Here is a 14,182-nt window from a genome sequence, read left to right on the forward strand (position 1 = left end):
ACCAGCTGAGGGGGTCCACCATCTGCACGGAAGAGACAACCGATGAACACCAAGCACGTAGCCAGGGCCGGGCTCACTGCTCTCGCCCTGAGCCTGACCCTCGGGCTCGCCGCCTGCGGGAGCAACGACAACTCCGCCGGGATGGGAGGCATGGGCTCCGGCACCGCCGCCGCCCCGATGTCACCGATGTCGCCGGCGCCCTCAGGCAGCCCAAGCGCGGCGGCCGCGTTCAACGACGCCGACGTGATGTTCGCCCAGATGATGCTTCCTCACCACGAGCAGGCCGTGGCGATGAGCGAGACGCTGCTGGGCAAGAGCGGGGTGAGCGCGGAGACGACCGCACTCGCCCAGCAGATCAAGGACGCCCAACAGCCCGAGATCACCACGCTCAAGGGCTGGCTCACCGCCTGGGGGCAGAGCGCCGACGGTGGCATGAACGGCATGGACCACGGCGGCATGGACGGGATGGCCACCGCGGACGAGCTGGAGAAGTTCGACCAGGCCAAGGGCAAGGACGCCGAGAAGAGGTTCCTGGAGATGATGACCACACATCACCAGGGCGCCATCGCGATGGCCAAGACCGAGATCAGCGACGGGAAACACTCCGACGCGATCGCCATGGCCAGGACCATCGCCACCTCTCAGCAGGCTGAGATCGCCACTATGAAGAAGCTCCTCGACGGGCTCTGACCCGGGCCGCCCCCCAGCAACGGGTGGGTGCCGGGCCGGCCCATCATGACCCGGCCCGGCCCGGCCCGGCCCGGCCCGGCGCTCGCCCGCCCATCTCCGCCGACAGATGTGCCGTCGCGTCGCGACCACCGCGCGTTGGCCCCGCCCCACCCGGCCCCTTTCGCCGGCACCAAGCTGGCTGGAGTCCACTCCGCACAGCTCCTCGATGTCGGCCTCCCGACCTTCTCGGCTTTCCCGGTTTTACCGAAGCAGATTCCGTCCAGGGCCGGGAACGTCTGCGGACACACGCACACCGTCTGGCTCCATTCCTCAGTTGGTGGCTGACGCCATCCGCTTAGTGACCGTGAACATGCGAGGGGGAACTGTCGTCGACGGGCCTTTCGCGGCGATGTCCCGGACTATCGGTTGCCTGCAGTTTCGCGAAGCGGCGGGACGTCGGCCAACCCTTGACCCACCGGACCGAGCAGCGCCACCGCGCGGAGGCACCGCAAGCCGTTCGCAGCGGTCGCAAGCAACCAGGACCGAGTGACTAAGTGAGCGACTACCCTCCCGAGGCTGGGTGGTCACAGCCGGACCGTGCTGGACACTTTCACGCTCAGCCGGCGCCTCCACCCGTGTGGCCCTTGTCGTTTGCAAGCAGGGGGTTAGGGGTTCGAGTCCCCTTGGCTCCACCCACTGTCGCGGGGTTGCTCGGCTCGACGGCACTCCGGCCATGTCACCACATTCAAGACGGACAAAGTGGATGTCTCGCCGGCTCGGCCACACTCGATTCTGTTTGTGTACCCGGCTAGAGCAATACACATGCCAGGCGCCGGTCCGGCGACTTGCTCGGCACCGAGCTGGACCTCGAGTGGCTTCGCCATCAGATCCACCTGCGAGCCCTCGGGCGACGACCGGGACGCGGGGGAGAACCCGAGCCAGGGGTGCGACGCGGGAGCCCAGGCAGGGCCGCGACGCGGTGACCGTCGAGCCCGCTGTCCTCAGCCGGGCGCGGGCCCGGCGCCGGCGGCGCGGCTGACCTCGACCAGGCGCTGCTCCAGGAAGGCGCGCTCCGCGGCGTTCGCCGTGAGCTCCATCGCGCGCCGGTACGACTGAGCCGCGCCGGCGGCATCGCCGAGACGGCGCAGCAGGTCGGCGCGGATGGCGGGGAGGTAGGGGTAGTCGGCGAGCCGGCGATCGTTCGCCAGCTCGTCGAGGAGCGGCAGGGCGGCGGCCGGACCGTCGGCGAACGCCACGGCGGCGGCCCGGTTGAGCGCGACCACCGGGGTGTTCCACACCGCCAGCAGCCGGTCGTAGAGATGCACGACGCGCGGCCAGTCGGTCTGCTCCAGGGACGGCGCCATCGCGTGCACGCCGGCGATCGCCGCCTGCAGGGTGAACCGCCCCGGTGGGCCGGACGCCAGCGCCCCGGCCGTCACCGTGAGCCCCTCCAGAATCGCGCGCTGGTCCCAGCGCGTCCGGTCCTGGTCGGCGAGCAGGAGCAGCCGGCCCTGCTCGTCGGTCCGGGTGACCCGGCGTGCGTCGGTGAGGAGCAGCAGGCCCAGCAGGCCGCGGGTCTCGGCCCGCTCGGGGAGCAGCGCGGCGAGGGTGCGCGCGAGGTGCAGGGCCCGGTCGCAGAGCTCCTCACGGACGAGCGCGTCCCCCTCGCCGGCCGTGTGGCCGGTGCTGAAGAGCAGGTGGACGGCGGTGAGCACGCTGTCCAGGCGCTCGGGCAGCTCCGCCCGGCCCGGAACCCGGTAGGGGATCCGCGCTTCGGAGATCTTCTTCTTGGCCCGGGTGATCCGTGCCGCCATCGTCGGCTCGGACACCAGGAAGGCCCGGGCGACCTCAGGCGTGGGAACGCCGCAGACCAGGCGCAGGGTGAGGGCGACGCGGGCCTCGGGGGCGAGGGTGGGGTGGCAGCAGGTGAAGACCAGCCGGAGCCGGTCGTCCGGCACCGCGTCGGGCCAGTCCAGGTCGGCCGGGTCGTGCGGGTCGACGGTCGCCGGCTCCACGAGCAGCGGGAGCTTGCGCCGGAGGGTGACCTCGCGACGCAACCGGTCCAGCGCCTTGTTCCGCGCCACCGTGGTCAGCCACGCGCCGGGTCGCTCCGGGACGCCGTCCCGGGTCCAGGCCTGCAGCGCGCTGACGTACGCCTCCTGCGCGCACTCCTCCGCGACGTCCAGGTCGCCCGCGACGCGCACCGTGGCGGACAGCACGAAGACCCACTCGGAGCGGTGGGCCTGCGCGAGCGCGGCCGCGACCGCGTCCGCCTGCGTGGCGGACGCGGTCGGCTCGTCGCTGGGAGCGATCAGAACGGGTTCGTCGACGGGTCCACGAGCGGGCGGACCTCGACGCCGCCGAAGGGGGCCGGGCAGAGCTTGGCGATCTCGACGGCGTGGTCGAGGTCGCGCGCCTCGAACGAGTAGTAGCCGCCCAAGGCCTCCTTGGACTCGACGAACGGGCCGTCCGTCACCGTGCCGCCACCCTTGATCGTGGTGGCCGTCGTCACGGACGCGAGCGCCCCCCCGCCCGTCATGGACCCACCGAGCTCGGAGATCTGCTTGACGAACGTGCTGTGCGCATCGATCAGCGCGCCCCACGCCTCGGGCGACATGGTGGCGTAGCGCGTCTGGTCTTCGTAGATGAGGACGATGTACTGGGACATGGAACTGCCTCCTGCACTGGGTCGCGGGCCGGCCTGTCCGGCTCCGTCATAGCTACGACGAACACTCTGCCGCCGGATCGACAGCCGAGCCTGAATCTTCTTCAAGACTTTTTCCGACGCCGCCGCCGCGCGTGCCGGCGTCCGCTGGGCGTGCTTGAGCCTGAGATGACTCCGCCAGGAACCGTCGCCTCGGCTGCCAGGGGTCGCGCGCCACGAGGCCTTCGTGACGGCCAAGAGCCGAAAGGTCGACCTGTGGACAAGGACGAGGTGGAGCTGCTCCGCGAGCGCCACCCGGCGTGGCGGCGGTTGGGGTCAGGAAACGCGGCACTCACCCTGTCGTTTTTCGGCCTGTTCTTGGTCGAGCAGGGCCGCGGCGACCGCGGCCAGCGTCGTGAGCGAGGCGCTCGACGACGAGCTCTTCCGCCCCGACGTCGACTCCCCGGAGGAGCCTTGCTTCCCCCGTCGACCGGAGCACTACCTCGACGACGGGGCGGAGTCCGGCTGGCTCCGGCGGTTCCACCCGTTGGGCTCCGACGAGGTCCACGACGCCGTCGCCGGCAGAGCCGAGCCAGATCATGTCGGCAGGAACAGTAGGGAACCCGGCCGCCGCGGCTAGGGTGGAGCACGATGTCGCACGCATGCCCCTGGTCGTCGACCCTGTCCGCCGACTCCACGACGGACCCGGCGTGACCGCCGCGGCTCTGGTCGAGGTCACCCGGCGGCTTCTGCCCCAGATCGCCCGCGGGGCCGCGGAGCGCGACCGCAACCGGCAGCTGCCACGGGCCGAGCTGGACCAGCTCTCCCGGGCGGGTGTGCTGGCCGTCACGGTCCCCCGCGCGCACGGCGGTGTCGGCGGCGGGGCCGCCGCCGCCTTTGAGATCACGCGGCTCCTCGCGACCGCCGACCCCAACCTCGCGCAGATCCCGCAGAGCCATTTCGTCTACCTCCGCCTGGCCGCGCTGGCGGGCTCGGTGGAGCTGAAGGACGAGCTGTTCGCCGCGGTGCTCGCCGGGGCGCGGGTCGCGAACGCGCAGTCCGAGCGCGGCGGCCGGACGATCACCGATCTGGCCACCGCGGTGAGGTTCGACGGCGAGGACGCCGTGGTCGACGGCGAGAAGTTCTACTGCACGGGAAGCCTGTGCGCCGACTGGCTGGCCGTGCTGGCCCGCGACGCCGAGGGCAACGACCAGGTCGGCTTCCTGCCGGCGGACACTCCCGGCGTCTCCATCGTCGACGACTGGACCGGCATGGGTCAGCGCACCACCGCCAGTGGCACCGTCCTCTTCTCGCGGGTCCGGCTGCCGCGTTCACACCTCGCGCCCCGGCGGGCGGCGGTCACCGGCCCCTACGGCTACGGCGCCCTGGCCCAGGGCCTGCATGCCGCCATCGACGTCGGAATCGCCCGCGCGGCTCTCACGGAGACGGCCGAGTTCGTCCGGACCTCGTCGCGACCGTGGTTCGAGGCCCAGGTGGACCGGGCCGACCTCGACCCGCTGCTCGTGCAGCGCTTCGGCGAGCTGGAGGTCGAGGTCCGCGCCGCCGAGGCGGCCCTCGGCGTGGCCGGGCACGCCTGCGACCTGGCTGAGGAACGACGTGACGACTCGGCGTCGAGCGAAGCGTCGCTCGCGGTCGCCACGGCGAAGGTCCTGGCCGACCGGGCCGCGATCTCCGTCACCAACGCGCTGTTCGAGCTGGGCGGCACCCGGGCCAGCGACGATCGGCTGAACCTGCACCGCCACTGGCGCAACGCGCGTACCCACACCCTCCACGACCCGGTGCGCTGGAAGCTGCAGCACCTCGGGCGGTGGGCCGTGCGGGGCGAGCGTCCGCCCCGAGGTCCGCAGCTGTGACCGCCGCCCTCACCGGCTCCCGCGACGTGACCCACGCCCCGACCGAGAGTGACCGATGACCCTGACCTTCGACTGGTTTCTGCCCACGACCGGCGACAGCCGCTCGCTCGTCGGCGGCGGACACAGCGTCCCGGCCGACCTCGGACGGGCCGGCGGCTCGATCGACACCGCGGGCCGCTTCCGTGAGCCCGACCTGCGCTACCTGGCCCACGTGGCCCGGACGGCGGAGGGCCTCGGCTTCGATGCCGTACTGACCCCGACGGGCACCCCGTGCGAGGACGCCTGGGTGGTCGCCTCAGCGTTGCTCGCGGAGACCGAGCGCCTCAGGTTCCTCGTCGCGTTGCGGCCCGGGCTCATCACCCCGACGCTGCTCGCGCAGATGGCCTCGACCTTCCAGCGGCTCTCGGGCGACCGGCTGCTGCTGAACGTGGTGGTCGGCGGGGACCGGTCCGAGCAGCTGCGCTTCGGCGACCGGATCGACAAGGACAGCCGCTACGCGCGGGCCGCCGAGTTCCTTCAGGTGTTCCGCGGCTGCTTCGGCGCGGAGGGCACCGACTTCTCGGGCTCCTTCTACGACGTCGAGGACGCCCGTACGCGGCGGCCCGCCACGGTCCCGCCGATCTATCTCGGCGGCTCGTCCCCGGCTGCCGGCGTCGTCGCGGCCGAGCACGTCGACGTCTACCTCACCTGGGGCGAGCCGCCGACCGACGTGGCCGAGAAGGTCGACCGGATCCGCGACCTGGCCGCCCGGGCCGGCAGGACCGTGCGCTTCGGGGTCAGGCTGCACACCATCAGTCGCGACCACTCCGAGGACGCGTGGCGGGTCGCCGAGGACATGCTCGCGCAGCTCGACCCGGCCGAGGTGCGACAGACCCAGGCCGTGCTCGCCGCCAGCGAGTCCGAGGGCCAACGGCGGATGCGCGCCCTGCACGGCGGCACGACGCCCTCAGACGCGCGGGCCCTCGAGATCCACCCCGGCCTGTGGTCGGGCATCGGGCTGATGCGCAGTGGTGCCGGCACCGCGCTCGTCGGCAGCCACACCGAGGTCGCCGGCCTCATCGGGGAGTACGCCGCGGTGGGCGTCGAGGAGTTCGTCATGTCGGGGTACCCCCACGTCGAGGAGGCCTACTGGTTCGCCGAAGGGGTGTTGCCGGTCCTTCGCCGCCGAGGACTCCTCGCCGAGGCCTGACGCGGCGCGCTGAGCCATGATGGAGCCATGGATCCCGGGTCACACTCCGTGGCGTTCCCGCGGCGTTGGTGGTATCCGGTGGCCCGGTCGACCGAGCTCGGCCGCAAGCCGCTGGCCGTCACCCTCATGGACACCCCGCTCGCGGTGTTCCGGGATGCGGCCGGCGTCCCGGCCGTCGTCCTGGACCGGTGCGGGCACCGCAACTACCCGCTGTCGCTCGGACGGGTCACCGGCGACGGCCTGCTCCAGTGCGGCTACCACGGCTGGTCCTACGACGGCGCCGGGCAGTGCCTGCGGGTGCCCGGGCTCCGTCAGGTGCGGACGCAGTCGACCTGGCACGTCCCCGCCCACCGATGCGTCGAGCAGGACGGGTTCGTCTGGGCGTGGGGTGAGCCGGACGCCGAACCGACCCGGTCCCCGTACTCCCTACCGGTGGTGGACGGCCGCGGAGCGGGTGAGACCGTCTTCCGGTGCGACCTCGACTCCACTCTGCGAGCCTCGCTGGAGAACGCCCTCGACGTCCCGCACACCGCCTTCCTGCACGGCGGGCTGTTCCGCGGGAAGACGCGCAACACCATCACCGCGGTCCGCCGGCCGATCGAGGGGGGCGTCGAGGTGCAGTACCTCGGCGAGCCCGCCGGGATGGGTCCGCTCCGGCTGCCGGAGACCTCGAGCAGGACCTTCGACCACTGGGACCGCTTCCTGCTGCCGTCGATCGCCCAGATCGAGTACGCCGTCGAGGGCTGGTTCCGGGTCGTGAACACGCTCGTCCAGCTGCCGCTCTCACCGTTCCGCACCCGCGCCTGGTTCGTCGTCCGCTTCTCCTCACCCCTGCCGGCCCCGGTGGTGCAGACCGTGGTCCAGCTCCAGGGCCGACGGATCCTCCGGCAGGACGCCAACGCCCTCGCGCGACAGACCGAGCGGACCCGCAGCCTCGGCGGTGAGCGCTACGCCTCGACCGAGCTGGACCTCCTCGGCACCGCGATCTGGCGCCTCCTGAACCACGCCGAACGCGCCGAGCGGACGAACGGGAGCGACCTGCCCCCCGCCTCGGTCAGCGAGCGCCGGGTCGTGTTCGAGGCTTGAGCCGCCTCGACGGGGAACGGCTGCACCGGGAGTCGTTCGTGCTCGACCTGCACACGCACGGTCGCGGCTTCGTCCCGCAGCCGTTCCACGCCCTCTGGCGGGCGGGGACGCCTGCGGCTCCGCCGCAGGTCGGCTTCGACGCGTTCGGCGAGGGCGGGGTCGACGCTGCCGTGGCCATGGCGGTCGGCGATCCGGTCGTGACCCGCTGGTACCTCGGCCTCAGCCCGTGGGACGCCGTCGAGCACCAGCTCGGCCGGATCGAACGCCAGGCTGCGCGGGCCGGCGTGGTGGTCGTCAGCTCGGTCCAGGGCCTGGCGCGGGCTCGGGCCGACGACGTAGCGGCCGTGCTCCTCGGGGTCGAGGGTGGCGACGCCCTCGGGGACGACGTCGACCGCGTCGACGCCTGGTACGAGCGGGGGGTGCGGGCGCTCGGGCTGGTCCACCTCGGCGACAACGCCCTCGGCACGACCTGCCTGCCCTGGCAGCGGTACGCCGGCCCGCTGCCGGTCCGCCGCCGCTCCGAGCCGGGACTGACCCCGCTCGGCGTCCGGGTCGTCGAGCGTCTGAGCGAGCGCGGCGTCCTGGTCGACGTCGCGCACTGCGACCGGGCGACCCTGCTCGGCGTGGTCGACGCCGCTGCGGCCCCGGTCGTGGCTTCCCACGCCGGCGCCCGGGCCCTGCAGGACTTCCCGCGCTACCTCAGCGACGTCGAGCTCGCGGCGGTCGCCTCGACGGGAGGCGTCATCGGCCTGTGGCCGTTCCGGGCCCGCCGCACCGGCGTGCGCGACCTGCCCGAGCTGGTGGCCCACGCGAGGCACATCGCCGGCGCCATCGGTCCCGAGCACCTCGCCATCGGCACCGACCTGAACGGCGTACCGGGAGTGATGGCCGGGTACGGCGGTGAGGCCGACCTGCCCCGCGTGACCTGCGCCCTCCTCGACGGCGGGTTCGTCCCCGCAGAGGTGGAGGGGATCCTCGGCGGGAACGCCCTGCGGGTGCTGACCGCCGTCGAACGTCACGCCCGCCCGATGCCGACCTGACCTGGACCCAGGGTGGGGACCAGGGTCCTCACGGCTCGAGCGGGAGCGCCGTCCACGTCGAGGTGAACTCCAGGCCGCTGCGCTTGAAGAGCTGGGTGACCGGACAACGCCGTTCGAGCTCCGACACCAAGGTGGCGAAGGTCGCGGCGTCGGCGTCGGTCTGGACCGACGCCTCGACGGTCACGGAGTCGAAGTTCGCGTTCCCCTCGACTCCGCCCACGAAGACGGACGGGTCGAAGTCGCCCACCGCCGAGATCGTGAACTCCCCGAGCCGTACCCCGAGGTCCTTCGCGACCAGCTGGGCGGCGATCTGGTTGCACGAGGTCAGCGCACCCAGGGTGTAGGCGAGCGGGCTGGGAGCGGCGTCGGCGCCTCCGAAGGCCGGGTAGGTGTCCGAGGTGAACGTGTGCGCGTGCTCGCCCACCACGGTCACGTTCTGGGCGACGCCGGTTCCCTGACCACGGACAGCGAAGGGGACGGTCTGCTTGGGCACGAGGGCCTCTTTCGGTAGGTGAGCGGCGGGGGGGCGCCCCGGTAGCCGGTATTCCCTATCAGTTAACCAGGGAATCCCGACGACGGGCGGCCGTGCCCACTCAGAGAGCGGTCGACTCGTCGAGCCGGTGGTAGGCGTGGTCGAGGTAGACGAGCGGGTCCGTCTGCTCCGCGCCGCCCGTGGCCACCACGCGGACCGCGACCAGGTACGACCCCCCGACCGGGATGCGTTCGACCACCGTGCCCCGCAACCAGGAGGCGGCGCCTGTGACCACCGGCTCGCCACTCGGTAGCCGGTGCCAGCCGCCGGCCGCGAAGCGGTCGATGCCGCGGGTCGCGAAGCGGGCCGACAGGTCGGCCTGAGCGGCCGAGAGCAGGCTGATCACCACGGAGTCCGCGGCGGCCAGCCCTGGCCACGAGGACGAGCTCGCCTGCACCGAGAAGGCCACGACCGGGGGCGCGGCCGACACCGAGATCACCGAGGTGGCGGAGAAGCCGAACGGCCGGTCACCCGACCAGCCGGTAATCACCGCCACGCCGGCCGGGTGCCTGCGGAAGACCGACCGGAACTCTTCCGGCGTGATGGCAGCGTCGTCCTCTCCGAGCGCCGGGTGGTTCGAGGTCAGTGGGGACGTCACGCGAAGGCCTCCTCACGCGCCGGGGCGGCCTGCTCGGGGCGCGGCCCGGCCGCCCGCCGCGCTGCGGCGTAGCGGTTCTCCGGAACGGGCAGCCCCAGCAGGCCGCGCAGAGTGGTGGCCTCGTACGCCGTCCGGAAGATCCCCTTGGCCTGCAGCCTCGGCACCACCTGCTCGACGAACTCCGACAGCTGCTCGGTCAGCCGGAACGACACGTTGAGCCCATCGAGGGCACCGGCGTCGAACCACTCCTCGATCGTGTCGGCGACGGTGTCGGGAGTGCCGGCGAACGGGTTGCCGCGGTACTGGCTGAACCGCTCGACGGTCTGGCGGAGGGTGAGCCGCTCCTCCCGCGCCACCCGCTTGATCTCCTTCACCCGGTCCCCGCGACTGTTGTCGCCGGTGGTGCCCAGGTCTGGGAACGGGGCGTCCGGGTCCAGCACGGCGAAGTCGACGCCGAAGGGACGGGCAAAGCCTTCCAGCTTGCGCGGGAAGTCGTTGTCGGACTCCCACTGCTCCCGGTCCAGACGCCGCGCGGCGTCCTCCGTCGGCCCCAGGACGGGATGGCCGCCGGGGAAGATCCGCAGCTGCTCCGGGTCGCGACCTTTCGAGGCGATCCGCCGACGGATGTCGCGGCCGAACTCGGCACCCTCGGCGATCGACCCGGCGTGGGTGTAGATGCCCTCGGCCACCTCGCCCGCGAAGTTGCGGCCCTGCTCGGAGACGCCGGCCTGGAAGATCACCGGCTGACCCTGGGGCGACCGGGAGACGTTGAGCGGCCCGGCGACCTTGAAGAACTCTCCCTCGTGGTCGAGAGCGTGCAGCCTGTCGGGATCGAGGAAGCGGCCGGCCGCCACGTCGGCGACGAACGCGTCGTCCTCGTAGGAGTCCCACAGGCCCTGGGCGACCCGCACGAACTCCAGGGCGCGGGCGTAGCGGGTGTCGTAGTCGTAGTGCTCGTCGAGCCCGAAGTTCCCGGCGACGCCGGGGTCGAAGGAGGTCACGACGTTCCAGCCGGCCCGGCCGTGGCTGATCTGGTCGAGGGAGGCGAGCCGTCGGGCCAGGTTGAAGGGTGAGTTGTACGACGAGGTCGCGGTGGCGACCAGGCCGATGTTCCGCGTGGCCACGGCCAGCGCCGACAGCAGGGTGAGCGGCTCGAGCCGATTCAGGTAGTGCGGCGGGTAGGTCGCGTTGATGTACTGGCTGTCGACGACGAAGATCAGGTCGAAGCGGCCCTCCTCGGCGATCCGGGCGTTCGCGATGTACCAGTCGATGTCGGTGCTGGCGTCGTTCGGGACGCGCGGGTCCTTCCACAGGTTGCGCTGCCCGGGCCCGCCGACCCCGTAGAGGGCCAGAGCCAGGTGGAGCTTGCGGTCGGTCATGAGATCAGCTGCCTTTGCGTCGGGGGTGGGGTACGGGATGGGTCTGAGGGGTGGGTGCGATGTCGCCCCGGGCGGCGAGGTGCCGGTTCACCGGGACCTCCAGTTCGAGGTGGTCGCGCAGCGTGGCGCCGAGGTAGCCGTCGCGGACGACGCCGCGGGCCACGAGCTCAGGGACGACCTCGGCGGTGAACCGGTCGAAGTCCCCCGGGTGGTGGACGAAGACGTTGAACCCGTCGGCGGCCCCGGCGACGTACCACCCCTCGAGCTCGTCGGCGATGGTGCGTGGCGAGCCGACGAAGGTGGCCCAGTGCGGGTCGGTCAGGCTCAGCAGCACCTCGCGCAGGGTGAGCCCCCTCTCGACGGCGTCCTGCTGCAGGGCGGCGGCGCCGCTGAGCGCCCCTCCCGAGCTCGACGCGTCGACCAGCGGGAACGCGACGTCGAGGTCGTAGCACGCGAAGTCGTGGCCGCCGAAGGTCCGGCGCAGCTGGAACAGCGGCACGGCGAGGTCGATCCCGGCCCGCCGCTCAGCGGCGATCTCCTGCGCCCGCTCGTCCGTGTCGGCGATCACGATCGAGGCCGCCGGCAGGATGATCACCTCGTCCGGGCTACGGCCGTGAGCCGCGAGTCGGCCGCGGATGTCGTCGGCGAAGTCCTTGCCCTCGGCGGCGTCGCGGCAGAAGTTGAAGATCACCTCACCGACCCGCGCGCTCAGCTCGCGTCCGGCCTCCGACGCGCCGGCCTGCACCAGCACCGGTCGGCCCTGCCGCGAGGCGACCAGGTTCAGCGGGCCGCCGACGGTGTAGAACTCCCCGACGTGGTCGAGCCGGTGCTGCTTGGCCGGGTCCAGAAAGCGGGGTGCTGTCCTGTCGGTGCTGAACGCGTCCGGCTCGTAGGAGTCCCAGAGACCCGTCACCACCTCGACGTTCTCCTGGGCGCGGCGGTAGCGGGTCGGGTAGCCCTCGTGCGCGTCGCGGCCGAAGTTGCCGGCGGTGCCAGGGTCGATGCTGGTGACGATGTTCCAGCCGGCGCGGCCACGGCTGATCAGGTCCAGCGAGCCGACCTTGCGGGCGATGTCCCACGGCTCCGCGTAGGTCGTGCTGACCGTGGCCACCAGCCCGATCCGGTCCGTCCGGGCCGCCAGGGCCGAGAGCAGGGTGAGCGGCTCCAGCCGGTTCAGGTGGTGGTGCGGGTAGTCGGCGTCGACGTACTGGCTGTCGACCAGGAAGACGAAGTCGAAGCCCGCCGCCTCCGCCTGGCGGGCCTGCCGGGTGTACCAGTCCAGGTCCACGCTGGCGTCGGTCGGGACCGCGGGGTCGCGCCAGAGGTTGGGCACACCGCCGTCCCCCACCCCGACCAGGACGGCACCGAGCTTCAGGCTCCGGGTCATCGGTCCGCCGACCCGACCCCGGCCAGCTCGCGCCGACCCGGAGCGAGGTCGTCCGCCGCAGTCGAGACGCGGCCGTAGACCAGGTCGAGCAGCGCGCCGGCCTCGCTCTCGGAGCCGGCGACGATCCCGTCACCGCGCCACGCCACGTGCAGGTCGGGCCGGACGAGCGCGTAGTCGCGGCCGTACGCGGCCCGGGCGTCCGCGTCGGCGAGATGGATCACCTCCAGGCCGATCCTCCGCTCGCGCGCTGCCGCGAGGAAGGGCGCCACCGCCGCCTGGTCCTGGCCGAGCACCAGCAGTGTCAAAGAGGAGCCCAACCGGTCGTAGAGCGTGCCCCCGTACGGGTCGAGGTAGCCGTTGGGAGCCCGGTGTCCCGGGGCGCCGGTCGGTGAGTAGACGAACGGACTCCACGGCGGGTCTGCCTGGTGCTGCCCCGGCTCGTAGGCGACCACCGGCGAGGCGTCGTAGCGCTCGTCGAAGGTGACCCCCGGCGTGGGCCCCTCGCCGTCGAGCAGTCGGCCGATCTCCACCCGCCTGGCGTCCGCGGCCTCGCTGGTGTCGTCGTCGGTCGGCACCCCGCCGGCGCGGATCCGCCGGACCGCGTGCTCGGCGGACTCCGCCCGCTGCAGGGCATGGTCGGCGACCCGCCAGTTGTGCGGGCGCCGCTCAGCGTCGTAGGAGTCGAGCAGGGCCTCGCCCGCGTCGCCACGGAGCGTCGCCGCCAGCTTCCAGCCGAGGTTGGCGATGTCCCCGAAGCCTTCGCCGAGGTTCCCGCCCGGCGTGCGGACGTGGGCGGCGTCGCCGACCAGCAGCACGCGTCCGCGACGGAACGTCTGCGCGATCCGGGTGCTCTTGAAGTACGGCGTCGCGCTGATCACGTCGAGGTCGACGTCGAACCCGAACGCCGACCGGCCGAGCGCCCGCAGCTCCTCCTCGGTCGGTTGCTCCCCGAGCGCGTACGGTCCGGCGTACGCTCGCCAGTGGGTCTCGTCCAGCGCGGCCAGGAAGCCGGCGTACGTCTGGTTGACGATCACGTTGGTGCCACTGGGCTGGGGTCCGAGCACGGCCGAGGTGTCGGACCGGGTGCGGACCACGAACCGGAAGTGCCGCTCCGTGGCGTACGCCCCGTCCCGCTCGATGCCGGCGGCCCGGCGCACGAAGCTGCGACCGCCGTCGGCGCCGACCAGGTAACGGGAGTGGATCCTCCGGATGCGCCCGGTCTCGGTGTGCTCCACGGTGAGGACGACCCGGTCGGCGTCCTCGGCCAGACCGATCGCGCGCCACCCGCCGGCGACCGCGACCCGGCGTTCGGCGAGCCGCTCCAGGAAGACCTTCTGCAGCACGGTCTGGGGCCGGCGGATGCCGGTCTCGGTGCCGCCACGGCCGCCCCGGGGGTCGGAGGTGAACGAGCGGTGCCGCGTCCCTGCGAGCTCGTGACCGGCCAGCGACGTGAGCACCAGGTGACCGCGGTCCCACTCCGGCGGGATCGTCCACTCGTCGCGGATGCGCTGCAGGAGTCCCCAGCGGCGGAAGAGCTCGACCACGCGGGCCGAGTGCCCCATGGCGCCGGCCCGGACCAGGGAGGCCTGGGTCGCGCCGTCGACCACGGCGACGGACACGGCGTGGCGTTCCAGCTCGACGGCGGTCCCCAGTCCGGCCGGACCGGCTCCGACGACCAGCACGTCGACGATCTCGGGTGGTTCGTGGGTGGGGAACCGGACCAACTCGACGGCACGGCGGCCGGTGGTGGCGGGGGGGTCAGAAGCGGCAGGCACGGGGTTCTC

Annotated in this window: 12 protein-coding genes; 5 read left to right on the forward strand and 7 right to left on the reverse strand. The window is 72.6% G+C overall.

The genetic code is table 11. From position 1 onward, the window contains the following. Positions 1–42: 42 nt before the first annotated feature. Complete coding sequence (locus ACFE7W_RS08650; protein ID WP_375424364.1) at positions 43–690, forward strand: DUF305 domain-containing protein; 648 nt, start codon at positions 43–45, stop codon at positions 688–690. Between the two features lie 980 nt (positions 691–1,670). On the opposite strand, the gene ACFE7W_RS08655 is transcribed toward ACFE7W_RS08650, so the two are convergent. Both ACFE7W_RS08655 and ACFE7W_RS08660 read right to left on the reverse strand, forming a co-directional pair. Next, positions 1,671–2,888, reverse strand: coding sequence for an RNA polymerase sigma factor (locus ACFE7W_RS08655; RefSeq protein ID WP_375424365.1), 1,218 nt, complete (start codon positions 2,886–2,888; stop codon positions 1,671–1,673). A 92-nt stretch (positions 2,889–2,980) separates the two neighbouring features. Next, positions 2,981–3,337 carry a YciI family protein gene (locus ACFE7W_RS08660; protein WP_375424366.1) on the reverse strand — a complete coding sequence of 119 codons (357 nt, stop codon included), beginning with the start codon at positions 3,335–3,337 and terminating at the stop codon, positions 2,981–2,983. A gap of 638 nt (positions 3,338–3,975) precedes the next feature. Here ACFE7W_RS08660 and ACFE7W_RS08665 point away from each other — a divergent pair. The 4 genes from ACFE7W_RS08665 to ACFE7W_RS08680 are packed head-to-tail and all read left to right on the forward strand — an operon-like array spanning position 3,976 to position 8,502. Further along, positions 3,976–5,187 carry an SfnB family sulfur acquisition oxidoreductase gene (locus ACFE7W_RS08665; RefSeq protein ID WP_375424367.1) on the forward strand — a complete coding sequence of 404 codons (1,212 nt, stop codon included), beginning with the start codon at positions 3,976–3,978 and terminating at the stop codon, positions 5,185–5,187. A 55-nt stretch (positions 5,188–5,242) separates the two neighbouring features. Further along, a complete protein-coding gene (locus tag ACFE7W_RS08670; protein ID WP_375424368.1) occupies positions 5,243–6,376 on the forward strand; it encodes an LLM class flavin-dependent oxidoreductase in 1,134 nt (377 codons plus the stop codon). Between the two features lie 27 nt (positions 6,377–6,403). Then, entirely contained in the window at positions 6,404–7,462 is a 1,059-nt protein-coding gene (locus ACFE7W_RS08675) for a Rieske 2Fe-2S domain-containing protein (protein ID WP_375424369.1), read from the forward strand. Then, positions 7,459–8,502, forward strand: coding sequence for a dipeptidase (locus ACFE7W_RS08680; protein ID WP_375424370.1), 1,044 nt, complete (start codon positions 7,459–7,461; stop codon positions 8,500–8,502). Before ACFE7W_RS08675 ends, ACFE7W_RS08680 begins: the two co-directional genes overlap by 4 nt. A 28-nt stretch (positions 8,503–8,530) precedes the next feature. Here the strand turns inward: ACFE7W_RS08680 and ACFE7W_RS08685 are convergent, their stop codons facing one another. The 5 genes from ACFE7W_RS08685 to ACFE7W_RS08705 form a co-directional block, all read right to left on the reverse strand. Next, entirely contained in the window at positions 8,531–8,995 is a 465-nt protein-coding gene (locus ACFE7W_RS08685; protein ID WP_375424371.1) for an OsmC family protein, read from the reverse strand. A gap of 100 nt (positions 8,996–9,095) precedes the next feature. Continuing rightward, on the reverse strand, positions 9,096–9,632 hold the full coding sequence (locus ACFE7W_RS08690) for a flavin reductase family protein (RefSeq protein ID WP_375424372.1): 537 nt from the start codon (positions 9,630–9,632) through the stop codon (positions 9,096–9,098). Continuing rightward, positions 9,629–11,011 (reverse strand): LLM class flavin-dependent oxidoreductase, encoded by a 1,383-nt coding sequence (locus ACFE7W_RS08695; RefSeq protein ID WP_375424373.1) that lies wholly within the window; start codon positions 11,009–11,011, stop codon positions 9,629–9,631. The genes ACFE7W_RS08690 and ACFE7W_RS08695 overlap by 4 nt, the downstream gene beginning before the upstream one ends. A 4-nt stretch (positions 11,012–11,015) precedes the next feature. Then, positions 11,016–12,398 (reverse strand): NtaA/DmoA family FMN-dependent monooxygenase, encoded by a 1,383-nt coding sequence (locus ACFE7W_RS08700; protein WP_375424374.1) that lies wholly within the window; start codon positions 12,396–12,398, stop codon positions 11,016–11,018. Next, positions 12,395–14,173, reverse strand: a complete 1,779-nt coding sequence (locus ACFE7W_RS08705; RefSeq protein WP_375424375.1) for an FAD-dependent monooxygenase — start codon at positions 14,171–14,173, stop codon at positions 12,395–12,397. The genes ACFE7W_RS08700 and ACFE7W_RS08705 overlap by 4 nt, the downstream gene beginning before the upstream one ends. Positions 14,174–14,182: the final 9 nt, after the last annotated feature.

This window comes from uncultured Friedmanniella sp., assembly GCF_964244285.1.
GTDB lineage: Bacteria > Actinomycetota > Actinomycetes > Propionibacteriales > Propionibacteriaceae > Microlunatus.